39 protein-coding genes and 1 pseudogene are annotated in these 22,166 nt (G+C 32.0%); all 40 read left to right on the top strand.

Going from position 1 to position 22,166, the window contains the following annotated elements; genetic code table 11:
• A pseudogene (locus tag KGF36_RS19280) lies at window positions 1-81 on the top strand (elongation factor Tu); the annotation flags it as partial.
• Between the two features lie 370 nt (window positions 82-451).
• Complete coding sequence (gene rpsJ, locus KGF36_RS19275) at window positions 452-763, top strand: 30S ribosomal protein S10 (RefSeq protein ID WP_054268679.1); 312 nt, start codon at window positions 452-454, stop codon at window positions 761-763.
• Window positions 764-856: 93 nt separating this feature from the next.
• Window positions 857-1,486, top strand: coding sequence for a 50S ribosomal protein L3 (gene rplC / locus KGF36_RS19270; protein ID WP_227437029.1), 630 nt, complete (start codon window positions 857-859; stop codon window positions 1,484-1,486).
• Window positions 1,487-1,515: 29 nt separating this feature from the next.
• Entirely contained in the window at window positions 1,516-2,139 is a 624-nt protein-coding gene (gene rplD, locus KGF36_RS19265) for a 50S ribosomal protein L4 (RefSeq protein WP_227840674.1), read from the top strand.
• A complete protein-coding gene (gene rplW, locus KGF36_RS19260) occupies window positions 2,139-2,429 on the top strand; it encodes a 50S ribosomal protein L23 (protein WP_003421170.1) in 291 nt (96 codons plus the stop codon). Before rplD ends, rplW begins: the two co-directional genes overlap by 1 nt.
• Window positions 2,430-2,458: 29 nt before the next feature.
• Window positions 2,459-3,289 carry a 50S ribosomal protein L2 gene (rplB, locus tag KGF36_RS19255; protein ID WP_227437027.1) on the top strand — a complete coding sequence of 277 codons (831 nt, stop codon included), beginning with the start codon at window positions 2,459-2,461 and terminating at the stop codon, window positions 3,287-3,289.
• Window positions 3,290-3,323: 34 nt separating this feature from the next.
• The gene (gene rpsS, locus KGF36_RS19250) at window positions 3,324-3,605 is read left to right on the top strand and encodes a 30S ribosomal protein S19 (RefSeq protein WP_227854968.1); all 282 of its coding nucleotides are present in this window, start codon (window positions 3,324-3,326) and stop codon (window positions 3,603-3,605) included.
• A 31-nt stretch (window positions 3,606-3,636) separates the two neighbouring features.
• Window positions 3,637-3,972 (top strand): 50S ribosomal protein L22, encoded by a 336-nt coding sequence (gene rplV / locus KGF36_RS19245; protein ID WP_009887891.1) that lies wholly within the window; start codon window positions 3,637-3,639, stop codon window positions 3,970-3,972.
• A gap of 22 nt (window positions 3,973-3,994) precedes the next feature.
• Entirely contained in the window at window positions 3,995-4,828 is an 834-nt protein-coding gene (gene rpsC, locus KGF36_RS19240; protein ID WP_227830333.1) for a 30S ribosomal protein S3, read from the top strand.
• A 35-nt stretch (window positions 4,829-4,863) separates the two neighbouring features.
• Complete coding sequence (rplP, locus tag KGF36_RS19235; protein ID WP_003421160.1) at window positions 4,864-5,295, top strand: 50S ribosomal protein L16; 432 nt, start codon at window positions 4,864-4,866, stop codon at window positions 5,293-5,295.
• 1 nt (window position 5,296) lies between these two features.
• A complete protein-coding gene (gene rpmC / locus KGF36_RS19230) occupies window positions 5,297-5,500 on the top strand; it encodes a 50S ribosomal protein L29 (protein ID WP_003421158.1) in 204 nt (67 codons plus the stop codon).
• Window positions 5,501-5,523: 23 nt separating this feature from the next.
• Window positions 5,524-5,778, top strand: coding sequence for a 30S ribosomal protein S17 (rpsQ, locus tag KGF36_RS19225; protein ID WP_003421156.1), 255 nt, complete (start codon window positions 5,524-5,526; stop codon window positions 5,776-5,778).
• 25 nt (window positions 5,779-5,803) lie between these two features.
• On the top strand, window positions 5,804-6,172 hold the full coding sequence (rplN, locus tag KGF36_RS19220; protein ID WP_003421155.1) for a 50S ribosomal protein L14: 369 nt from the start codon (window positions 5,804-5,806) through the stop codon (window positions 6,170-6,172).
• 23 nt (window positions 6,173-6,195) lie between these two features.
• Entirely contained in the window at window positions 6,196-6,501 is a 306-nt protein-coding gene (gene rplX / locus KGF36_RS19215) for a 50S ribosomal protein L24 (protein ID WP_227437031.1), read from the top strand.
• Window positions 6,502-6,530: 29 nt separating this feature from the next.
• On the top strand, window positions 6,531-7,073 hold the full coding sequence (gene rplE, locus KGF36_RS19210) for a 50S ribosomal protein L5 (RefSeq protein WP_003421151.1): 543 nt from the start codon (window positions 6,531-6,533) through the stop codon (window positions 7,071-7,073).
• A 17-nt stretch (window positions 7,074-7,090) separates the two neighbouring features.
• Complete coding sequence (locus KGF36_RS19205; protein ID WP_003421149.1) at window positions 7,091-7,276, top strand: type Z 30S ribosomal protein S14; 186 nt, start codon at window positions 7,091-7,093, stop codon at window positions 7,274-7,276.
• A gap of 32 nt (window positions 7,277-7,308) precedes the next feature.
• Window positions 7,309-7,707: a 30S ribosomal protein S8 gene (gene rpsH / locus KGF36_RS19200; protein ID WP_003421148.1), complete on the top strand. Its 399-nt coding sequence runs from the start codon at window positions 7,309-7,311 to the stop codon at window positions 7,705-7,707.
• Window positions 7,708-7,737: 30 nt separating this feature from the next.
• Window positions 7,738-8,280, top strand: a complete 543-nt coding sequence (rplF, locus tag KGF36_RS19195; protein WP_003435668.1) for a 50S ribosomal protein L6 — start codon at window positions 7,738-7,740, stop codon at window positions 8,278-8,280.
• Between the two features lie 35 nt (window positions 8,281-8,315).
• A complete protein-coding gene (gene rplR, locus KGF36_RS19190; RefSeq protein WP_227437023.1) occupies window positions 8,316-8,684 on the top strand; it encodes a 50S ribosomal protein L18 in 369 nt (122 codons plus the stop codon).
• 20 nt (window positions 8,685-8,704) lie between these two features.
• Window positions 8,705-9,214 (top strand): 30S ribosomal protein S5, encoded by a 510-nt coding sequence (rpsE, locus tag KGF36_RS19185; protein ID WP_227437021.1) that lies wholly within the window; start codon window positions 8,705-8,707, stop codon window positions 9,212-9,214.
• Between the two features lie 14 nt (window positions 9,215-9,228).
• The gene (rpmD, locus tag KGF36_RS19180; protein ID WP_227830332.1) at window positions 9,229-9,414 is read left to right on the top strand and encodes a 50S ribosomal protein L30; all 186 of its coding nucleotides are present in this window, start codon (window positions 9,229-9,231) and stop codon (window positions 9,412-9,414) included.
• Between the two features lie 32 nt (window positions 9,415-9,446).
• Window positions 9,447-9,890, top strand: a complete 444-nt coding sequence (gene rplO, locus KGF36_RS19175; RefSeq protein WP_003421135.1) for a 50S ribosomal protein L15 — start codon at window positions 9,447-9,449, stop codon at window positions 9,888-9,890.
• 43 nt (window positions 9,891-9,933) lie between these two features.
• The gene (gene secY, locus KGF36_RS19170; RefSeq protein WP_227437017.1) at window positions 9,934-11,202 is read left to right on the top strand and encodes a preprotein translocase subunit SecY; all 1,269 of its coding nucleotides are present in this window, start codon (window positions 9,934-9,936) and stop codon (window positions 11,200-11,202) included.
• Window positions 11,203-11,218: 16 nt separating this feature from the next.
• Complete coding sequence (locus KGF36_RS19165) at window positions 11,219-11,869, top strand: adenylate kinase (RefSeq protein WP_227437015.1); 651 nt, start codon at window positions 11,219-11,221, stop codon at window positions 11,867-11,869.
• Window positions 11,870-12,616, top strand: a complete 747-nt coding sequence (map, locus tag KGF36_RS19160) for a type I methionyl aminopeptidase (protein WP_227830331.1) — start codon at window positions 11,870-11,872, stop codon at window positions 12,614-12,616.
• A gap of 21 nt (window positions 12,617-12,637) precedes the next feature.
• Window positions 12,638-12,907, top strand: coding sequence for a KOW domain-containing protein (locus KGF36_RS19155; protein ID WP_227854967.1), 270 nt, complete (start codon window positions 12,638-12,640; stop codon window positions 12,905-12,907).
• Between the two features lie 37 nt (window positions 12,908-12,944).
• Window positions 12,945-13,163: a translation initiation factor IF-1 gene (gene infA / locus KGF36_RS19150; RefSeq protein WP_003421127.1), complete on the top strand. Its 219-nt coding sequence runs from the start codon at window positions 12,945-12,947 to the stop codon at window positions 13,161-13,163.
• 35 nt (window positions 13,164-13,198) lie between these two features.
• Window positions 13,199-13,312: a 50S ribosomal protein L36 gene (rpmJ, locus tag KGF36_RS19145; protein WP_002509257.1), complete on the top strand. Its 114-nt coding sequence runs from the start codon at window positions 13,199-13,201 to the stop codon at window positions 13,310-13,312.
• Window positions 13,313-13,464: 152 nt separating this feature from the next.
• A complete protein-coding gene (rpsM, locus tag KGF36_RS19140; protein WP_227437009.1) occupies window positions 13,465-13,836 on the top strand; it encodes a 30S ribosomal protein S13 in 372 nt (123 codons plus the stop codon).
• A gap of 35 nt (window positions 13,837-13,871) precedes the next feature.
• Complete coding sequence (gene rpsK / locus KGF36_RS19135) at window positions 13,872-14,270, top strand: 30S ribosomal protein S11 (protein WP_227437007.1); 399 nt, start codon at window positions 13,872-13,874, stop codon at window positions 14,268-14,270.
• A gap of 32 nt (window positions 14,271-14,302) precedes the next feature.
• Window positions 14,303-14,926 (top strand): 30S ribosomal protein S4, encoded by a 624-nt coding sequence (rpsD, locus tag KGF36_RS19130; RefSeq protein WP_227437005.1) that lies wholly within the window; start codon window positions 14,303-14,305, stop codon window positions 14,924-14,926.
• 77 nt (window positions 14,927-15,003) lie between these two features.
• Window positions 15,004-15,951: a DNA-directed RNA polymerase subunit alpha gene (locus tag KGF36_RS19125; RefSeq protein ID WP_227830329.1), complete on the top strand. Its 948-nt coding sequence runs from the start codon at window positions 15,004-15,006 to the stop codon at window positions 15,949-15,951.
• A 20-nt stretch (window positions 15,952-15,971) separates the two neighbouring features.
• Window positions 15,972-16,313, top strand: coding sequence for a 50S ribosomal protein L17 (gene rplQ, locus KGF36_RS19120; protein WP_227830328.1), 342 nt, complete (start codon window positions 15,972-15,974; stop codon window positions 16,311-16,313).
• Window positions 16,314-16,432: 119 nt separating this feature from the next.
• Entirely contained in the window at window positions 16,433-17,266 is an 834-nt protein-coding gene (locus KGF36_RS19115; protein WP_227830327.1) for an energy-coupling factor transporter ATPase, read from the top strand.
• Complete coding sequence (locus KGF36_RS19110; RefSeq protein WP_227830326.1) at window positions 17,254-18,120, top strand: energy-coupling factor transporter ATPase; 867 nt, start codon at window positions 17,254-17,256, stop codon at window positions 18,118-18,120. Before KGF36_RS19115 ends, KGF36_RS19110 begins: the two co-directional genes overlap by 13 nt.
• Entirely contained in the window at window positions 18,114-18,917 is an 804-nt protein-coding gene (locus tag KGF36_RS19105) for an energy-coupling factor transporter transmembrane component T family protein (RefSeq protein WP_227436997.1), read from the top strand. Before KGF36_RS19110 ends, KGF36_RS19105 begins: the two co-directional genes overlap by 7 nt.
• 27 nt (window positions 18,918-18,944) lie before the next feature.
• Window positions 18,945-19,676 carry a tRNA pseudouridine(38-40) synthase TruA gene (truA, locus tag KGF36_RS19100; protein WP_227830325.1) on the top strand — a complete coding sequence of 244 codons (732 nt, stop codon included), beginning with the start codon at window positions 18,945-18,947 and terminating at the stop codon, window positions 19,674-19,676.
• A 119-nt stretch (window positions 19,677-19,795) separates the two neighbouring features.
• Entirely contained in the window at window positions 19,796-20,227 is a 432-nt protein-coding gene (gene rplM / locus KGF36_RS19095) for a 50S ribosomal protein L13 (RefSeq protein ID WP_227436993.1), read from the top strand.
• Between the two features lie 28 nt (window positions 20,228-20,255).
• Window positions 20,256-20,648 carry a 30S ribosomal protein S9 gene (gene rpsI / locus KGF36_RS19090; protein ID WP_003421105.1) on the top strand — a complete coding sequence of 131 codons (393 nt, stop codon included), beginning with the start codon at window positions 20,256-20,258 and terminating at the stop codon, window positions 20,646-20,648.
• A gap of 516 nt (window positions 20,649-21,164) precedes the next feature.
• On the top strand, window positions 21,165-21,869 hold the full coding sequence (gene cwlD, locus KGF36_RS19085; protein ID WP_227436991.1) for an N-acetylmuramoyl-L-alanine amidase CwlD: 705 nt from the start codon (window positions 21,165-21,167) through the stop codon (window positions 21,867-21,869).
• The last annotated feature ends 297 nt before the right edge of the window (window positions 21,870-22,166 follow it).

Here is a 22,166-nt window from a genome sequence, read left to right as displayed (position 1 = left end):
GTAGAAGAAGGATTAAGATTCTCAATAAGAGAAGGTGGAAGAACAGTAGCTTCAGGAGTTGTTGCTACAATAATCGAATAATCTTTTACTAAGCTAATTGATTTCATATAAAAAAAGAGGGGGTTCAACCTCTCTTTTTTGTTTTTTGTTGACAAGTAGCAATAAAGCATATATACTAAACTAGTGCCTTGAGATAGATTAATAATCAAGTTTAAGGTTATAATGTTGTAAGAGAAAATAAAATTGAAAAAAACATAAAAAAAACTTGAAAAAATGTAACAGATGATATAAAATATAATAGTGTGCTTGAGAGATTAAGAAAATAAGAATTAAATCCTAGTGAAATACGAACTGATATCGATTTGAAAGTTACAACACACCCGGAGCAGTGTATCGGTATTGGTTGTACGCAACTTGAAAATTAAACACGTGATAAAGGAGGGAAAACAAAATGGCTAAGAATGAAAAAATAAGAATAAGATTAAAATCATATGATCACAAATTATTAGATTTTTCAGCAGGTAAAATAGTTGAAACTGCTAAAAAGGCTGGATCACAAGTTTCAGGACCTGTGCCTCTACCAACAGAAAAACAAATTGTAACTATATTAAGAGCCGTACATAAGTACAAAGACTCTAGAGAACAATTTGAAATAAGAACTCATAAAAGACTAATCGACATAGCTAATCCAACACCTAAAACAGTTGACTCATTAATGAGATTAGACTTACCAGCAGGTGTAGATATAGAAATAAAATTATAAGAACCCCTAAGATATTATCCTATAGGTAACTATCTTAGAATGATTACTTCTAAAATGATGTAATCCGCTGTAAGAATTATAGGAGGTGCTAATATGAATGGAATATTAGGAAAAAAAGTTGGTATGACTCAAATATTCACTGATAAAGGTGTAGTTATACCTGTAACAGCTGTTGAAGCAGGACCTATGGTCGTTACTCAAATAAAAACAGTTGATAAAGATGGATACAATGCTATACAAATAGGTTTTGAAGATGCTAAAGAAAAATCTTTAAACAAGCCTAAAAAAGGACACTTAGCTGCTGCTAATGTTTTAAAGAAACATTTAAAAGAGTTTAGAGTAGATTCTGTAGAAGGATACACAGTTGGACAAGAAATAAAAGCTGATGTATTTGAAGCAGGTGCAAAAATAGATGTTACTGGAATAAGTAAAGGTAAGGGATTCCAAGGTCCAATAAAAAGACATGGACAAAGTAGAGGTCCTGAATCTCACGGTTCTAGATACCACAGAAGACCAGGTTCAATGGGAGCTTGTTCTTACCCAGGTAGAGTATTTAAAAACAAAAAATTAGCTGGACACATGGGAAGCGTAAAGGTAACAGTTCAAAACTTAGAGGTTGTTAAAGTAGATGCTGATAAGAACCTTATATTAGTTAAGGGAGCTATACCAGGAGCTAAAGGTTCAGTAGTAACTATAAAAGAAGCTGTAAAGGTTTCTAAATAATGACTAACCTAGAGAAAGGAGGAATAACAATGCCAAAATTAAATGTACTAAATATTAGTGGACAAAACGTTGGAGAAATAGAATTATCAGATTCTATATTTGGAGTAGAAGTTAATGGACATGTTTTATATGAAGTTGTAAAAAATCAATTAGCAAATAAGAGACAAGGAACTCAATCTGCTAAAACTAGAGCAGAAGTTAGAGGTGGCGGAAGAAAACCTTGGAAACAAAAAGGAACAGGTAGAGCAAGACAAGGTTCTACAAGATCTGTACAATGGGTAGGTGGAGGAGTTGCTTTTGCACCTAAACCAAGAAGTTACAAATATACATTACCTAAGAAGGTAAGAAGATTAGCTATGAAGAGTGCTTTATCTTCAAAAATACAAAATAGTGAAGTTATAGTATTAGATGCATTAAACATGGATGCTCCTAAAACTAAAGAATTCGCTCAAATATTAAATAATATAAATGCTGCTAAAAAAGCTTTAGTAGTTATAGCTGATAAAAATGATAATGTAATAAAATCAGCTAGAAATATAGAAGGTGTTCAAACTGCATTAGTTAATACTATGAATGTATATGATATATTAAAATATGATTCATTTATAATAACTACAGATGCTGTTAAAAAAGTGGAGGAGGTGTACGCATAATGACTAATCCACATGATGTAATAATAAGACCAGTTGTAACTGAGCACAGTATGGCTGAAATGGGTGAAAAAAAATACACTTTTGTTGTGGCTAAAGATGCGAACAAAACTGAAATAAAAAAAGCAGTAGAAAAAGTATTCGGAGTTAGTGTTGATAAAGTAAATACTTTAAACTACGATGGAAAAGTTAAAAGAATGGGTAGAACTCAAGGAAGAACAGCAAGCTTTAAGAAAGCAGTAGTTAAATTAACTGCTGATAGTAAAGAAATAGAATTCTTCCAAGGAATGTAATATTATAACAAACGAAGGAGGGAAAACAGATGGCTATAAAAAAGTTTAGACCAACTTCTCCTGCCTTAAGACAAATGACAGTTTTAGTTTCTGAGGAAATAACATGTAACCAACCAGAAAGATCTCTTTTAGTTAACTTAAAGAAAAATGCTGGTAGAAACGTACATGGTAGAATAACTGTTCGTCATAGAGGTGGAGGACAAAAAAGAAAATATAGAATAATAGATTTTAAAAGAGATAAAGATGGTATACCTGCTAAGGTTGCTACTATAGAATATGATCCAAACAGAACTGCAAATATTGCATTATTAAACTATGCTGATGGAGAAAAAAGATATATATTAGCTCCAGTTGGAATCAACGTTGGAGATACTATCTTATCAGGATTAGGTGCTGATATAAAACCAGGAAACTGTTTAGCATTAAAAGATATGCCAGTTGGTACTATCATTCATAATATAGAATTAAAGCCAGGAAAAGGAGCTCAATTAGTTAGATCTGCTGGAGTTTCTGCACAATTAATGGCTAAAGAAGGAAAAAATGCTTTATTAAGATTACCATCAGGTGAAATGAGATTAGTAAGCATAAACTGTAAAGCTACTATAGGACAAGTTGGAAATATAGAGCACGGTAACGTAGTTATTGGTAAAGCAGGTAGAAAAAGACATATGGGAATAAGACCTACTGTAAGAGGTTCTGTAATGAACCCTAATGACCATCCACACGGTGGAGGGGAGGGTAGATCTCCAATAGGTAGACCATCTCCTGTTACTCCATGGGGTAAACCAGCTCTTGGATACAAAACTAGAAAGAAAAACAAAGCTTCAAATAAATTAATAGTATCAAGAAGAACTAAGTAGTAAATTTATTTTTGCTCGGAAAGGAGGAATATAAATGTCAAGATCAACTAAAAAAGGGCCTTTTGTCCATGCAAGACTTTTAAAGAAAATAGAAGCTATGAATGGTAGTGGAAGTAAAGAAGTTATAAAAACTTGGTCAAGATCTTCAACTGTATTTCCACAAATGGTAGAAAACACTATAGCTGTTCATGATGGAAGAAAACATGTTCCAGTATATATAACAGAAGATATGGTTGGACACAAATTAGGTGAGTTCGTTCCTACTAGAACTTTCAAAGGACATAAGGATGACGAAAAATCTAATAAGAGAAAATAATTAAATTATGACTAAGAAAGGAGGAATAACAATGGAAGCAAAAGCTACTGCTAAATATGTACGTGTATCACCAAGAAAAGCAGGCCAAATCTGTGACCTTGTTAGAGGAAAGAATGTTGATGAAGCATTAGCGATATTAAAGTTCACTCCAAGAGGAGCAGCTTCAATAATAGCTAAAGTTGTAAAGTCAGCTAAAGCTAACGCAGAAAACAATCACGAAATGGATACTGAAAAATTATATATAGCATCAATAGTTGCTAATCAAGGGCCAACAATGAAGAGATTCATGCCTAGAGCTATGGGTCGTGCAACTACAATAAGAAAAAGAACTTCTCACATAGAGGTTGTTGTGAAAGAAAAAAAATAATTAATAGATAGGAGGGAAAATAATGGGTCAAAAGGTTAATCCACACGGCTTAAGAGTCGGTGTTATAAAAGATTGGGACTCAAGATGGTTCGCTACTGATAAAAAAGAGTTCGGAAACTTATTATTAGAAGACCATAATATACGTAAATTCTTAAAGAAAAGATTATACTCAGCTGGAGTTGCTAGAATAGAAATAGAAAGATCAGCTAACAAAATAAAAATGGACTTACATGTTGCTAAGCCAGGAGTAGTTATAGGAAGAGCTGGTGCTGGAATCGAAGCATTAAAAGTTGAATTAGAAAAAATGACAAAGAAAAGTATAATAGTTAACATAGTAGAAGTAAGAAGTACAGATAAAAATGCTCAATTAGTAGCTGAAAATATAGCTTTAGCTATAGAAAGAAGGGTTGCTTTCAGAAGAGCAATGAAACAAGCTATACAAAGAGCAATGAAATCTGGTGCTAAAGGGATAAAAGTTTCTGCTTCAGGAAGATTAGGTGGAGCTGAAATGGCTAGAACTGAAGGTTATAGTGAAGGAAATGTGCCACTACAAACTTTAAGAGCAGATATAGATTATGGTTTCGCTGAAGCTGATACTACTTATGGAAAAATAGGTATAAAAGTTTGGGTATGTAATGGTGAAGTTTTACCAACTAGAGATGGTGTAAACCCAAGAGAAGAAAGCAGAAAGAGCGACAGAAGAGACAACAAGAGAGATAACAGAAGAAACGATAGAAGAGGAAATGATAGAAGAGGAAACGATAACAGAGGAAACTATAGAGGACAAAAACCTCAAGGTGGACAAAGACCTCAAGGTGGATCAAGACCTCAAAGAACTGAAAACAAAGGAAATTAATAATAGTTAGGTTCAAGGAAGGAGGAAAAATACTCATGTTAATGCCAAAAAGAGTAAAGCGTCGTAGAGTTCATAGAGGAAGTATGGCTGGGCAAGCTCATAAAGGTAACAAAGTTACTTATGGTGAGTTTGGATTAGTAGCTTTAGAAGCTTCTTGGATAACTTCTAATCAAATAGAAGCTGCCAGAATCGCGATGACTAGATATATAAAAAGAGGGGGAAAGGTTTGGATAAAAATATTCCCTCATAAACCAGTAACAAGAAAACCAGCAGAAACTCGTATGGGTGCAGGGAAAGGTTCTCCAGAATATTGGGTAGCTGTAGTTAAGCCAGGAAGAGTTATGTTTGAATTAGCAGGTGTTTCTGAAGATAAAGCAAGAGAAGCTATGAGACTTGCTGCACATAAATTACCAATCAAATGTAAATTTGTTAAAAAAGAAGATTTAGAAGTAAAGGGTGGTGAATAGGATGAAAGCTAAAGAATTAAGAGATTTAACAAGCGAAGAGCTAATGAACAAATTAAACGACTTCAAAAGTGAATTATTTAGCTTAAGATTCCAATTAGCTACTGGTCAATTAGAAAATACAGCTAGAATAAAGTTTGTTAAGAAGGATATAGCAAAAGTTAAAACTGTTCTTGCTGAAAGAAAGTTATACGAAACTAGAGCTTAATTTGGAAAGGAGGCTTTTTAAACATGGAAAGAGGAAGAAGAAAAGTTAGAATAGGCCGTGTTGTTAGTGATAAGATGGATAAAACAATAGTAGTAGCTGTTGAAGAATTCGTACGTCATCCACTATATAACAAACGTGTTAAGAGAACTAAGAAATTTAAGGCTCATGATGAAAAGAATATATGTAACATCGGAGATAGAGTTAAAATAATGGAAACTAGACCTTTATCTAAAGATAAGAGATTCAGACTAGTTGAAGTTGTTGAGAAAGTTAAGTAGTTTTTGAAGAAGGAGGGATTACGATATGATACAACAAGAATCACGTCTAAGAGTTGCTGATAACTCAGGAGCTAAAGAACTTTTATGTATACGTGTTCTAGGCGGAAGTAAAAGAAGATATGGTAACATAGGCGACGTTATAGTTGCTACTGTTAAAAGTGCAACACCTGGTGGAGTTGTAAAAAAAGGTAAGGTTGTTAAAGCTGTTATAGTAAGAAGCAAACAAGGCGTAAGACGTAATGACGGAAGCTATATATCTTTTGATGAAAATGCTGCTGTTATAATAAAGGACGATAAAACTCCAGTAGGAACTCGTATATTCGGGCCTGTTGCTAGAGAGTTAAGAGACAATGAATTCATGAAAATAGTTTCTCTTGCTCCAGAAGTACTATAATTAAGGAGGTGCAATAGGACATGATGCGTGTTAAAAAAGGTGACACTGTTGTAGTTATAGCAGGTAAAGATAAAGGTAAAAAAGGTTCAGTTTTAAAGGTATACCCTAAAGCTGATAAAGTATTAGTTGAAGGTGTAAACGTAATAACTAAACATCAAAAACCAAGTGCTATGAACCAACAAGGTGGAATAATAAATAAAGAAGCCCCAATACACATATCTAATGTAATGCCATTTGATCCTGAAACAGGAAAAGGCGTTAGAGTAAGATATGAAGTAAAAGATGGGACAAAAGTAAGAGTATCAGCAAAGAGCGGAAAAGAATTATAATAAATATTGCTTGAAAGGAGGGACCTTAAATGGCTTCTAGATTACAAGAAAAATACATGAAAGAAGTTGCTCCTGCTTTAATGGAGAAATTTGGATATAAAAACGTAATGGAGATACCTAAGTTAAATAAAATAGTTATTAACATGGGTATAGGTGATGCTAGAGAAAATCCAAAAGGATTAGAAAAAGGCGTTGAAGAATTAGAAATAATATCAGGACAAAAGCCTGTTATAACTAAAGCTAGAAAATCTGTTGCTAACTTCAAACTAAGAGAAGGAATGCCAATAGGAACAAAAGTTACATTAAGAGCTGACAAAATGTTCTACTTTATGGACAAATTAGTATCAGTTTCTTTACCAAGAGTTAGAGACTTTAGAGGTGTTAACCCTAATGCTTTTGATGGTAGAGGAAACTATGCTTTAGGAGTTAAAGAACAATTAATATTCCCTGAAATAGAATATGATAAAATTGATAAAGTAAGAGGAATGGATATAATATTCGTTACTACAGCAAAAACTGACGAAGAAGCTCGTGAATTATTAAAATTATTAGGAATGCCATTTTCTAAGTAAGCAAAGGAGGGATTCCCGTGGCTAGAAAAGCGATGGTTGTTAAACAACAAAGAAAGCAAAAGTACGCTACTAGAGAATACACTAGATGTACTATATGCGGAAGACCGCATTCAGTTTTGAAAAAATTTGGTATATGCCGTATATGCTTTAGAGAATTAGCTTATAAAGGTCAAATACCTGGTGTTAGAAAAGCAAGCTGGTAGAAGCTTGATTAGAATGGAAGGAGGGCTACAAAATGACAATGACAGATCCAATTGCAGATATGCTTACTCGTATAAGAAATGCTAATGTTGTTAAGCATGAAACTGTAGATGTTCCAGCTTCTAATATGAAGAAAGAGTTAGCTAGAATCTTATTAGAAGAAGGTTTCATAAGAGGTTATGATGTTATAGAAGATGGAAAACAAGGTATCATAAGAATACAATTAAAGTACGGACAAGAAGGCGAAAGAGTTATCACAGGTCTTAAGAAAATATCTAAGCCTGGTATGAGAGTTTACGCTGCTAACCATGAAATACCAAAAGTATTAAATGGATTAGGAATATCAGTAATATCTACTTCAAAAGGAATATTAACTGACAAGCAAGCTAGAAAAGAAAATGTTGGTGGAGAAGTAATCTGCTACGTTTGGTAATCAATATGAACAATGTAAGGAGGTGCGACCATGTCAAGAATAGGTGTTAAACCAATAATAATACCAGCAGGTGTTGAAGTTACTATAGCTGAAGGAAATCTAGTTACAGTAAAAGGTCCAAAGGGAACTTTAACTAAACAATTAAGTGCTGAGTTAAATATAAAAAAAGAAGAAAATACAATAATGGTTGAAAGACCAACTGATAATAAAAAACACAGATCTTTACACGGATTAACTAGAACTTTATTAGATAATATGGTTGTAGGTGTAAATACTGGTTTCGAAAAGAAATTAGAACTAAAAGGTGTTGGATACAGAGCTCAAAAACAAGGGAAAAAATTAGTTATGAACTTAGGTTTCTCTCATCCAGTTGAAATGGAAGATCCAGAAGGAATAACTGTTGAAGCTCCAAACCAAACTGAGTTAATAGTAAAAGGTATAGACAAGCAATTAGTAGGAAACTATGCTGCTAAAATAAGAGCTTGGAGAAAGCCAGAGCCATACAAAGGTAAAGGTATAAAATACGTTGATGAAGTAATCAGACGTAAAGAAGGAAAAACTGGTAAAAAATAATACCAAAACTTAAACGCTAGAAAGGAGTGAGCTAGGTGTTAAAAAAGGCTGATAAAAATGCTAATAGACTTCAAAGACATAAGAGAGTTCGTAGAAAAATAAGCGGTACTGCTCAAAGACCAAGATTATGTGTATTTAGAAGTGCTAACAATATATATGCTCAAATAATAGATGACACAAACAGAGTAACTCTAGTTGCTGCATCTTCTTTAGAAGCAGAAGTTAAGAGTGCTGTTAATCATACAGGAAATAAGGAAGCAGCTAAGAAAGTTGGAGAATTAGTTGCTAAAAAAGCTGTTGAAAAAGGAATCACTGAAGTTGTATTTGACAGAGGTGGATACTTATATCATGGAAGAATTCAAGAATTAGCTGAAAGTGCTAGAGAAGCTGGTCTTAAGTTCTAATACGAAGGAGGGAAAAATACATGCTACGTCGTAAGCCGATAGATGCAGGACAACTTGACTTACAAGAAAAAGTTGTTGAAGTAAGACGTGTTACTAAGGTTGTAAAAGGTGGTAGAAACTTCAGATTTGCAGCGTTAGTAGTTGTTGGAGATGAAAACGGACACGTTGGTATAGGTGCTGGGAAAGCAATGGAAGTACCAGACGCTATAAAAAAAGCAGTTGAAGATGCTAAGAAAAATCTAATAGTAGTGCCAATGGTTGGAACTACAATTCCTCACGAAGTACGCGGACACTTTGGTGCTGGAAATATATTAATAATGCCTGCTGTAGAAGGTACAGGAGTAATAGCTGGGGGACCTGCTAGAGCCGTACTTGAGTTAGCTGGACTAAAAGACGTTAGAGCTAAATCTTTAGGATCTAACAATCCAAGAAATATGGTAAATGCTACAATAGAAGGACTTAATTCTCTAAAAACAGTTGAAGATATAGCTAAACTTAGAGGTAAAAAAGTTGAAGAACTTCTAGGGTAAGGAGGTAGTGTAAAATGGCTAAATTACAAATAAAATTAGTTAGAAGTGTTATAGGAACTACTCCTAACCAAAAAAAGAATGTTGAAGCGTTAGGATTAAGAAAAAGAGAACAAGTTGTTGTAAAAGAAGACAATGCTCAAATAAGAGGTATGATAAAAAAAGTAAGTCATTTATTAGAAGTAACTGAAATAGCTGAATAATTTTTAAAAAGTAGTGCAAGGAGGTGCAATCCATGAAGTTACATGAGTTAAAACCTGCTGAAGGTGCAGTAAGAGCTAAAAGAAGATTAGGTAGAGGTACTGCAACTGGACAAGGTAAAACTGCAGGACGTGGACAAAAAGGTCAATGGTCTCGTTCTGGTGGTGGAGTAAGAGTAGGGTTCGAAGGTGGACAAATGCCACTAGCTAGAAGACTTCCTAAGAGAGGTTTCAATAACATATTTAAGAAAGTTTACACAGAAGTTAATGTTGAAGTTTTAAATAGATTTGAAAATGGAACAGAAATAACTGCAGAATTATTAAAATCTACTAAAACTATAAGCAAAATAGGTAAAGATGGAATTAAAATCTTAGGTGAAGGTAATTTAGAAAAAGCTTTAACTGTTAAAGCTGCTAAATTTACAGCTTCAGCTCAAGAAAAAATAGAAAAAGCTGGTGGAAAAGCAGAGTTAGTATAATAACCTGCTAATCTCCTAGCCAGTACAGGCGGGGTGAATTAGCGTGCTGTCAAAATTAAAACAAGCTTGGAAGATTAAAGCAGTAAGAAAAAAAGTAATGTATACACTTATGATGATCGTGATATTCAGAATAGGTACTACAATACCAGTTCCAGGTATAGACACTAGTATTATACAAAAGATGGTAGGCGGCAATAGTCTACTTTCTCTGTATAATATGTTTACTGGTGGAGCATTTAGTAACTTTTCATTATTTGCTTTGGGTATAAGTCCATATATTACTGCATCAATCATAATACAGCTTCTAACAGTAGGTTTTGAAAGTTTAGCAGAACTTCAAAAATCTGGTGAAGAAGGAAAGAAAAAAATCAATAAGTACACTAAATATACAGCACTAGCTCTAGCAGTTGTACAAGCTTTGGGAATTACATTAGGAATTGTAAGAAGTGCTTTAATATCAAATAGTGTGTTTTTTATCACAACTGTTGTAATAACATTAGTTTCAGCAAGTATGTTAGTAATGTGGATTGGGGACAAAATTACCGAAAAAGGAATTGGTAATGGTAGTTCAGTAATAATATTTGCAGGTATTATATCAAGAATACCAACAGATGTTATTAAAATCGCACAACAAGTTAAATCTGGTCAAGTTGCACCTTGGGTAATAATACTTCTAATTGTAGTTATATTACTTACAGTTACAGGAGTTACATTTATACAAGAAGCTACTAGAAAGATACCTGTACAATATGCTAAAAGAGTTGTTGGAAGAAAAATGTATGGAGGACAAAGTTCTCATATACCAATGAAAGTTAACCAATCAGGAGTTATGCCTATAATTTTTGCTAGTTCACTTTTAGCTTTTCCACAAACAATAGCTATGTTTATGGGGGCAGATGCTCAAGCTTTTGTTCAAAAATACTTAAGTATGGCAACAGAACAAGGATTTTGGACATACAGATCAATTGAAATTCTACTTATAATTTTCTTCTCATATTTTTATACAACTGTATCATTCAATACAGAAGATATATCTAAAAATATGAAAAATAATGGTGGATTTATACCAGGTATCAGACCAGGTGAACCTACTATGGATTATTTAAATAGAATCTTAACAAGATTAACTTTAGCTGGAGCTACTTTCTTAGCAATAATTGCTATGGTACCAGCTCTTACAACACATTATATGAATGTAAATATGAGTCTAGCTGGGACTTCATTGCTAATCGTTGTTGGGGTTGCTTTGGAGCTTAAGAGACAATTAGAGTCAAACTTAGTTATGAGAAGCTATCAAGGTTTCTTAAAATAAAATGGAGATGGATAATATGAGAATAATATTACTTGGACCTCCAGGTGCTGGTAAAGGTACTCAGGCGGCAGGAATAGTAGAAAAATACAATATACCTCATATATCAACAGGAGATATATTCAGAAAGAATATAAAAGAGGGAACAGAACTTGGAAAAAAAGCTAAAGAATACATGGACCAAGGTTTATTAGTACCAGATGAGTTAACTGTAGGTTTAGTTACTGATAGAATATCTCAAGAAGACTGTAAAAATGGATTTATGTTAGATGGATTTCCAAGAAATGTAGCACAAGGTGAGCATTTAGATGTATTCTTAAAAAATGCTGGTATAGTACTAGATAAAGTTGTCAATATTGAAGTTGATAAGAGTATATTAGTATCTAGAGCAGTTGGTAGAAGAATATGCAAGTCTTGTGGAGCTACTTATCATGTTGAGTTTAATCCTCCTAAAGTAAAAGGTGTATGTGATGTATGCCAAGGAGAATTATATCAAAGAGCTGATGATAATGAAGAAACTGTATCTAAGAGAATACAAGTTTATCTAGATGAAACTAAGCCTTTAGTAGATTATTATAGCAAACAAGGTATAATAGCTGATATAAAAGGTGACCAAGCAATAGATAAAGTATTTGAAGATATTGTTGCTGCTTTAGGAAGTGGAAAATAAATGATTATCTTGAAATCAAAGAAAGAAATAGAACTTTTAAGAGAAGCAGGCAAAATTGTTGCTGATACTCATGAAGTTTTAAGAAATGCTATTTCTCCGGGAATATCTACTTTAGAATTAGATAAAATAGCTGAAGAGAATATAAGAAAATACAATGCTGAACCATCTTTTAAAGGATATGGAGGTTTTCCAGGAAGTATATGTGCTTCTATCAATAGAGAAGTTGTACATGGAATTCCAGGTGAGACTCTATTAAAAGAAGGAGACATTGTAAGCTTAGATATAGGAGCCTATTATAAAGGATATCATGGTGATTCTGCGAAAACTCATGGAGTAGGCATGATATCTGAAGAAGATAGGAAATTAATAGAAGTAACTAGAGAAAGCTTCTATGAAGGAATAAAATTTGCTAAATTAGGATATAGACTTTCAGATATCTCACACGCAGTACAAACACACGTTGAGAAACATGGTTTCTCAGTAGTTAGGGATTTGGTAGGACATGGAGTTGGAGCAAATCTTCATGAAGATCCACAGGTACCTAATTATGGACTCCCAGGAAAAGGACCAAGACTTAGAGAAGGAATGGTTATTGCTATAGAGCCAATGGTTAATGCAGGTCGTTATCATGTAAAGACTCTATCAGATGGGTGGACGACTGTTACAATAGATGGAAAAAAATCAGCTCATTATGAGCATACGATAGCAATTACTGAACATGAACCTTTGATATTGACAAAGTTGTAAATTAAGAAGTAGGTGAAAAAAGTGCTATCAGATAATTTAAGTATAGGTCAAGTTGTTAAGGTTTCATTAGGTCGAGATGAAGGAAATTTATTTTTCGTAGTCAAGATAATTAATAATGAATATGTATTAATAGCTGATGGAAAGAAAAGAAAACTTGACAAACCTAAGTTAAAGAAAGTTAAGCACTTAAAAAAATATAATTTTATTAATGATGAAGTTAGAAAAAGAGTAGTATCTGGACAAGAGATTACAGATTCTTTTTTAAGAGCTGAACTTACTAAGTTAAATTAGATAATTTAACTTATTGAAATGGAGGGCTGGTTAGTTAATGGCCAAAAAAGATGTTATAGAATTAGAAGGTACAGTTTCAGAAGCTTTACCTAATGCTATGTTTAAAGTTAAATTAGAAAATGGACATGAGATATTATGCCACATTTCTGGAAAGCTAAGAATGAACTTCATAAGAATTCTTGAAGGTGATAAGGTGAATGTTGAACTTTCTCCATATGACCTTACAAGAGGGAGAATCACTTGGCGTAAGAAGTAGACTATCTTGATATTTAGTCTAAGGAGGGATTAATAATGAAAGTTAGACCATCAGTAAAACCAATATGTGAAAAATGCAAAGTAATAAAAAGAAAAGGAAAAGTAATGGTTATCTGTGAAAATCCAAAGCATAAGCAAAAACAAGGATAAGAAATTATTACTAGTATTTTGTTAAATTTTATAGTATAATACTATATTGTGATGTTAACAAAAGAACGTTAAAATCGTTGAACAATCTGACGTAGGATTGATATATGATATGAAGTTTTAAACACTAAAAACTATGTGTAGGAGGTGCGATCATGGCAAGAATAGCTGGGGTAGATTTACCTAGAGAAAAAAGAGCGGAGATAGGCTTAACTTATATATATGGTATAGGTAAAGCAACTGCTAACGAAATATTAGCTAAAGCTGAGATAAATCCAGATACAAGAATAAAAGATTTATCAGAAGATCAAGTTAATGAGTTAAGAAAAGTTATAGATGACGATTTCTTAGTTGAAGGTGACTTAAGAAGAGAAATTGCTTTAAACATAAAGAGATTAAGAGATATAAAATGTTATAGAGGAATTAGACATGGTAAAGGTCTTCCATTAAGAGGACAAAGAACTAAAACTAATGCTAGAACTAGAAAAGGTCCTAGAAAAACAGTATCTCGTAAAAAGAAAAAATAATTAAATAATAATTAGATGAAGGAGGGAAAAGGAAAATGGCTAAACCAAAAAAGAAAGTTACACGTGTTAGAAGAAGAGAACGTAAAAATATAGAACGTGGTCATGCTCATATACAGTCAACTTTCAACAATACAATAATAACTTTAACTGACGTTCATGGAAATGCTATATCTTGGGCAAGTTCAGGACAATTAGGATTCAAAGGATCAAGAAAATCAACTCCATTTGCATCTCAAATGGCTGCTGAAACAGCTGCAAAAGCTGCGATGGAACACGGATTAAAAAGTGTTGAGGTATTCGTAAAGGGGCCAGGTTCAGGAAGAGAAGCTGCTATAAGAGCTTTACAAGCAACTGGACTAGAAGTAACTATGATAAAAGACGTTACTCCAATCCCACATAACGGATGTAGACCACCAAAGAGAAGAAGAGTGTAATTAATAAGAGTACAAATAGGAGGTGTAGATAAATGGCAAGATATACAGGTGCATCATGTAGACAATGCCGTAGAGAGGGAATGAAATTATTCCTTAAAGGTGATAGATGTTATACAGATAAATGTGCTATAGTTAAAAGAAACTATGCTCCAGGTCAACATGGCCAAGGGAGAAAGAAAGTTTCTAACTATGGATTACAATTAAGAGAAAAACAAAAAGTTAAAAGAATATATGGAGTTTTAGAAACTCAATTTAGAAATTTATACGAACGTGCTGAGAACATGCCTGGAAAATCAGGTGAGAACTTATTAAGTTTATTAGAGAGAAGATTAGACAATGTAGTTTACAGAATGGGACTAGCATCTTCTAGAAAAGAAGCTAGACAATTAGTAACTCATGGTCATTTCACTTTAAATGGAAATAAAGTAGATATAGCTTCATTAACAGTTAAAGTTGGAGATGTGATAGAAGTTAAAGAAAAATCAAGATCTTCTGCAAAATTCAAAAATTTAGTAGAAGTTAACTCAAGAATAGCTCCTAAATGGTTAGAAGCTAATGTAGAAGGAATGACAGCAAAAGTAGTTGGTGTTCCAACAAGAGAAGATATAGATCTTGAAATAGCAGAGCACTTAATCATAGAACTTTACTCTAAATAATAAGCACACTTTTAAAAATTATTTTAAAATTTTGTTTACCCTCAGTGGATTACTGAATTTTAAGGAGGGTTTTGTCCATGATAGAAATAGAAAAGCCAAAAGTAGATATAGTTGAGCTTAGCGAAGACTATAGATATGGTAAGTTTGTTATAGAACCTCTAGAAAGAGGATATGGAATAACTATAGGTAACACACTAAGAAGAATATTATTATCATCTTTACCAGGTGTAGCTGTAAATGCTATAAAAATAGATGGAGTTCTTCATGAATTCTCTACAATACCTGGTGTTAAAGAAGATGTTACAGAGATAATATTAACTTTAAAAGAGCTTTCAGCAACTATAGATGGTGAAGGAAGTAGAACACTTAAAATAGAGGCTCAAGGACCATGCTCTATCACAGGTTCAGATATAATCTGTCCTCCAGATGTTGAAATATTAAGCAAAGACTTAGCAATAGCTACATTAGATGATAATGCCAAGTTTAATATGGAAATATTTGTAGATAAAGGTAGAGGTTATGTTTCTGCTGAAGAAAATAAAACAGAGAATGTTCCAATAGGTGTTTTACCTGTGGATTCAATATATACTCCTGTTGAGAAAGTTAGTTATCATGTAGAAAACACAAGAGTTGGTCAAAAAACAGATTATGATAAATTAGTACTAGAAGTTTGGACTAATGGTAGTATAAACCCTCAAGAAGGTATATCATTAGCTGCAAAAGTATTAGTTGAGCATTTAAATCTATTTATAGACTTAACTGAACATGTAAGTAGTGTTGAAATCATGGTAGAAAAAGAAGAAGATCAAAAAGAAAAAGTTCTTGAAATGACTATAGAAGAATTAGATTTATCAGTTAGATCATACAACTGTTTAAAGAGAGCGGGAATTAACACAGTTGAAGAATTAGCTAATAAGTCTGAAGACGATATGATGAAGGTTAGAAACCTAGGTAAAAAGTCATTAGAAGAGGTAATACAAAAACTAGAGGAACTTGGGCTAGGTTTAAAACCAAGTGAAGAATAGCGAGCAAAGGAGGGATAAGAATGGCTAAGTACCGTAAATTAGGACGTGAAACAGCTCACAGAAACCTTATGTTAAGAAACTTAGTAACTTGTTTACTAAGAAGTGGAAGAATAGAAACTACAGTAACTAGAGCTAAAGAAACTCGTAGAATGGCTGAAAAGATGATAACTCTTGCTAAAAGAGGAGATCTTCATGCTAGAAGACAAGTTTTAGCTTATGTTATGGATGAAACAGTAGTTAATAACTTATTCACAGATTTAGCTCCAAAATATGTTGAGAGAAATGGTGGATACACTAGAATAATAAAAATAGGGCCAAGAAAAGGCGATGCTGCTGAAATGGCTTTTATAGAATTAGTATAGTAAGGAAAGGATTAGGCTTGATGGCTTAATCTTTTTTTTATTTTTTTGACTAAGGTGTGATATAATAATGTGTAAAATGATTTTTATAAGTTATTGCTTACTAAAAGGAGTATGAATTAATGGATAATATAATAAAAGTAAACAATATTTCATTTGAGTATATTACAGATGAAGCAAAACTTAAAGCAATAGATAATTTAAGCTTGGATGTTAAAAAGGGAGAATTTGTTGCGATAATAGGACATAATGGTTCTGGTAAGTCTACTTTATCTAAAAACTTAAATGCTATTCTTATGCCTACAGAAGGAAATATTCTCATTGATGGAATGGATACCAAAGAAGAAGAAAGATTATGGGATATAAGACAAACAGCAGGCATGGTATTTCAAAACCCAGATAATCAAATTGTTGCCACAATAGTAGAGGAAGATGTGGCTTTTGGTCCTGAAAACTTAGGCATAGAGCCAAAAGAGATAAGACGTATTGTAGAAGAGTCTTTAAAAAGTGTAGGTATGTATGATTTAAGAGGTAGACAACCACATTTGTTATCAGGTGGTCAAAAACAGAGGGTTGCAATAGCAGGTATAATTGCAATGAGGCCTAAGTGTATAATATTTGATGAAGCAACAGCGATGTTAGACCCATCTGGAAGAAAAGAAGTTATGAAAACAATAAAAAGACTTAATAAAGAAGAAAATATAACTGTTTTACATATAACTCACTTTATGGAAGAAGCTGTAGAAGCTGATAGAGTTGTCGTTATGGAGAAAGGTAAGAAACTTTTAGAAGGGACTCCTAAAGAAGTATTTAGTAAAATAGATATGTTAAAGGAAATCGGTTTAGATGTGCCTTGTATGACAGAGTTGTCTAGTTTATTAATAGAAGAAGGTATAAATATTAGTAGTGATATATTAACTGTGGATGAGATGGTGATGGAATTATGTCAATTATAGTAAAGAACTTAACACATATATATAATGAAGGGATGCCTTTTGCAAGTAAGGCACTTGATGATGTATCTTTTGAAATTAAAGATAGAGATTTTGTTGGACTTATAGGTCATACAGGTTCAGGAAAGTCTACATTGATACAACATTTAAATGGACTATTAAAGCCTTCCTCAGGAGAGATTTTTATAAATGATTTTAATATAACAGATAAGAATTTAAACTTAACTGAGATAAGGAAAAGAGTAGGTGTTGTATTTCAATATCCAGAATATCAATTATTTGAAGAAACAATTGATAAAGATATAGCTTTTGGACCCACTAATTTAGGTCTAGAAGAGGCTGAAATACATAATAGGGTAAAAGCATCGATGGAAGCTGTAGGACTTGACTATGAGGAATTTAAAGATAAATCTCCATTTGAATTATCAGGAGGACAAAAACGTAGAGTTGCAATAGCTGGAGTTATAGCAATGAATCCAGAAGTACTTATATTAGATGAGCCAACTGCAGGTCTTGACCCTGGTGGAAGAGATGAAATTTTCAATTTAATAAAAAATTTACATGAAAAAAACAATATGACTATAATATTGTCATCACATAGTATGGATGATATGGCAAAGTTGGCACAAACTTTAATTGTTATGAATCATGGGAAAATAGAATTTATGGGTACTCCTAGAGATGTATTTAAATCAAATGCTATTAAATTAAAAGAAATTGGTTTAGATATTCCACAGGTTTTAGAACTTGCATTGAAATTAAGAGAACAAGGTTTTGACATTAGTGAAGACATATTGACTTTAGAAGAAGCAAAACAGGAAATATTAAGAGTTGTGAGAGGGCGAGGATTATGTTAAAAGATATAACTATAGGGCAATACTACCCAACAAGTTCTGCTATTCATAAATTAGATCCAAGGATAAAACTTGTAGCAACAATTGTATTTATGGTATCTATATTTGTAGTAAATAAATTTTGGCCTTATATGATAGTTTTATTATGTTTATTAGGTATGATAAAGTTAGCTAATATACCAGTTAAGTATATTGTTAAGGGTGTAAAGCCTCTTAAGTGGATTATTTTATTTACATTTATTATAAATATTTTTTTCTTACCAGGTGATGAGATATGGTCATTTGGATTTTTAACGATAACAAGTCAAGGTTTGAGACAAGCAATTTTTATGGCAATAAGACTTATATTTTTAGTAATTGGGACATCATTACTTACTTTAACAACTTCACCAATAGAATTGACAGATGGTATAGAGAGATTATTGAATCCCTTTAAGAAAATTGGTTTACCAGTTCATGAGCTTGCAATGATGATGACAATTGCTTTGCGCTTTATTCCGACATTATTGGACGAAACAGATAAAATAATGAAAGCTCAGATGTCTAGAGGTGCAGACTTTGAAAGTAAAAATCTTATAAATAGAGCTAAAAATCTAGTACCTCTTTTAGTTCCACTATTTGTTAGTGCATTTAGAAGAGCAGATGAATTGGCTATGGCTATGGAAGCTAGATGTTATAGAGGTGGGCACAATAGAACAAAAATGAGGGAGTCTGTTATAGTAAAAGCAGATTATATAGCATGTGTGTTTCAAGTTATTTATTTAGGATTAATCATAGCTACTAGATTTATAGCGATTTAATAGAAGCATATATAGATGAGGTAAAATATGAGAAATATAAAGATTACAATCCAATATGATGGTAGAAATTATTGTGGATGGCAGAAGCAACCAGATTCCCTAGGGATACAAGGTACAATTGAAAAGGCTATATATGAGATAACGAATGAAGAAGTTAAACTTATAGGGTCAGGTAGAACTGATTCAGGAGTTCATGCTCTTGCACAAACTGCAAATTTTAAAATTAGTTCAAGTATAAGTATAGAAAGTATACCAATGGCACTAAATGCTAAATTACCAAAAGATATATCAGTTATAGAAGCATATGAAGTTAATGATGATTTTCATTCAAGATACAGTGCAAAAGGAAAAACATATAAATATTTAATATATAACAGTAAGTTTAGACATCCAATACTTAACAACATATCATATCAAGTAAAGTACGAACTTGATTTTGATAAAATGTGTATAGAATCAAAAAGCCTATTGGGTACACATGATTTTAAAGGTTTTATGAGTTCTGGTTCATCTGTAAAAGATACAATACGAACAATATATGATATAAATATAAAAAAAACAGATGATTTGATTACTTTAGAAATTAGTGGAGATGGGTTCTTATATAATATGGTGAGAATTATTGTTGGAACACTTGTTGATATAGGACGTGGTAGAATTAATGAATCATTTTTAGATATAATAGAATCCAAAAACAGATCAAGATGTGGACATACAGCTCCAGCACAAGGATTATTTCTTAAAAAAGTTCATTATTAACTTGACACACCAGGCTACATGTATTAAAATATATGAGAATGTGTTAATAAGTCCACTTGCCCCGGACTTGACATAAACGGTAAAAAATTTTTATGAAAAGTAGTTAAGGAGGGACAGTTATGAAAAGTTATATAGCTAAGCCAGCTGATGTACAAAGAAAATGGTACTTAGTTGATGCTGAAGGAAAAACATTAGGTCGTATAGCAACAGAAATTGCGACAGTATTGAGAGGTAAACATAAACCAACATTTACTCCTCACGTTGATGGTGGAGATTTTGTTGTTGTAGTAAATGCAGAAAAAGTAGTTTTAAGTGGAAAAAAATTAGATCAAAAATATTACAGATACCACACTGGTTATGTAGGTGGATTAAAAGAAATATCTTATAGAGATATGATGGATAAAAAACCAGAAGAAGTTATAGCACATGCTGTAAATGGCATGTTACCTAAAAACAAATTAAGAAGTAGAATGATGACTAGATTAAGAGTATTTGCAGGTGCTGAACACACTCATGCAGCTCAAAATCCAGAAGTTTTAAACTTTAAATAAGATTAATAGGTGAAAGGAGGAGTTTATAATGGCTAACGTTCAATATTATGGAACTGGAAGAAGAAAAAGTTCTGTTGCTAGAGTAAGACTAGTTGCAGGTGAAGGAAATATATTAGTAAATGGAAGAGCATTAGAAAATTATTTTAACTATGAAACATTAATAAGAGATGTTAAACAACCATTAGTTTTAACTGGTAATGAAAATAAATATGATGTTATAGTAAAAGTTGAAGGTGGAGGATTCACTGGACAAGCTGGAGCTATAAGACATGGTATATCTAGAGCTTTATTAAAAGCTGATTTAGATTTAAGACCTGCTTTAAAGAAAGAAGGTTTCTTAACTAGAGATGCAAGAATGAAGGAAAGAAAGAAATACGGATTAAAAGCAGCAAGAAGAGCTCCACAATTCTCAAAAAGATAATTATTTATTTTTTTGGAAAAGCAAAATCCTTTATTTTCTGCCATTCAGAAAATATGGGAGCATGTTAAAATGTTGGGTTTAAGTTAATGATTGATATACAATAAAATAATAAGATATCTTATTAGGATGTTTTTCAATAGAAAAACATCCTTTTTATTGTTTTAATTGTCTAATAAAAAATTACATGTTAAAGTTATTGGAATAATAGTTCTATTGAGAAATTAATAAAGAAAGTTACAGTAAATATAATTAAAAATTTTATATTTTATAAGCAATAAAATTTAGGTTATTTAATAATATAATTCATAATATAAATTGTCATAATTTATTATACCTGTTATTCGATAATAATTAAAAATAGGAATTTAGAGTAGACGTGAATATAGCATATTTATGTAATCATATATTAATATTAAAAAATAGAGATTGATAAATACTAAAGTGAAATTTAAATGTTTGTACTAATATTTGGAATATTATAGTGTTTTTATAAGTATACATATACAGGGTGATGTTGTGAGAAAGTACATAAAACATATAATTTTTAGTTTTGTTATGGTGTGTCTAGTAATAGTATCAATATTTGAAGTGAAAAATATTTCTGAAGATGTTATCAAATATATGCCAATAACAAATAAAACAATAATTTTAGATGCTGGTCATGGAGGTATTGATCCAGGAGCATTAAACAAGGATAAGAGCACATCTGAAAAAGATATCAACTTAGCAATAACACTTAAGCTTAGAGAGCTTATAGAATCAAGTGGAGGTCTTGTAATATTAACCAGAGAAGATGACAGTAGCCTCTATAAAGAAGAAAATAATAAAACTACAAGACAAAAATATAATGAGAACTTAAAAAATAGGAAAGAAATAATTTCTAATTCCAATGCTAATATGTTCGTATCCATACATCTAAATGCATTTGAACAGTCTAAATACTATGGAGCTCAGACCTTTTATCCTAAAGATAAACAAGATAGCAAGGAATTATCGAAGTGTATTCAAGAAGAACTTAAAAGAGTAGTAGATAAAACAAATAACAGAGAAGTTAAGCCTAGAGATGACATATACCTTTTGAAAGAAAATAATATTCCATCAGTGTTAATAGAGTGTGGTTTTCTATCAAATGAAAAAGAATGTAAACTTTTGACAGATGAAACATATCAAGAAAAGATAGCGTGGGCGATATACATAGGTATACAAAAATATCTAAGTTGAAATAATTATAAAAATAAGTCTAAATATGTAAATAGCTTGTATTGAGGTGTTTAAAAATGCATTAATATGAGCTATTTTTGTTTTGACAAAAAAATAATTAAAATAAAAGTTAAAAAAGCGTTGACTTAGAATAACATAGATGATATTATATATGAGTGCCCAAAAGGAGCACAAAAATAAGACAAAAGAACTTTGAAAATTAAACAGTAGGTTAATTTATAAACAAGAAACAAACCATAAAGCCAGATATTTTGATAACAATAGTATCTGAGCCTGATAAACTTTTATTTGAGAGTT

This window comes from Clostridioides sp. ZZV14-6009 (assembly GCF_020658095.1).
In the GTDB taxonomy this organism is placed as follows: Bacteria; Bacillota; Clostridia; order Peptostreptococcales; family Peptostreptococcaceae; genus Clostridioides.
Note: the sequence above shows the minus strand (reverse complement) of the source record. Positions and strands in the feature narration are given on the sequence as shown.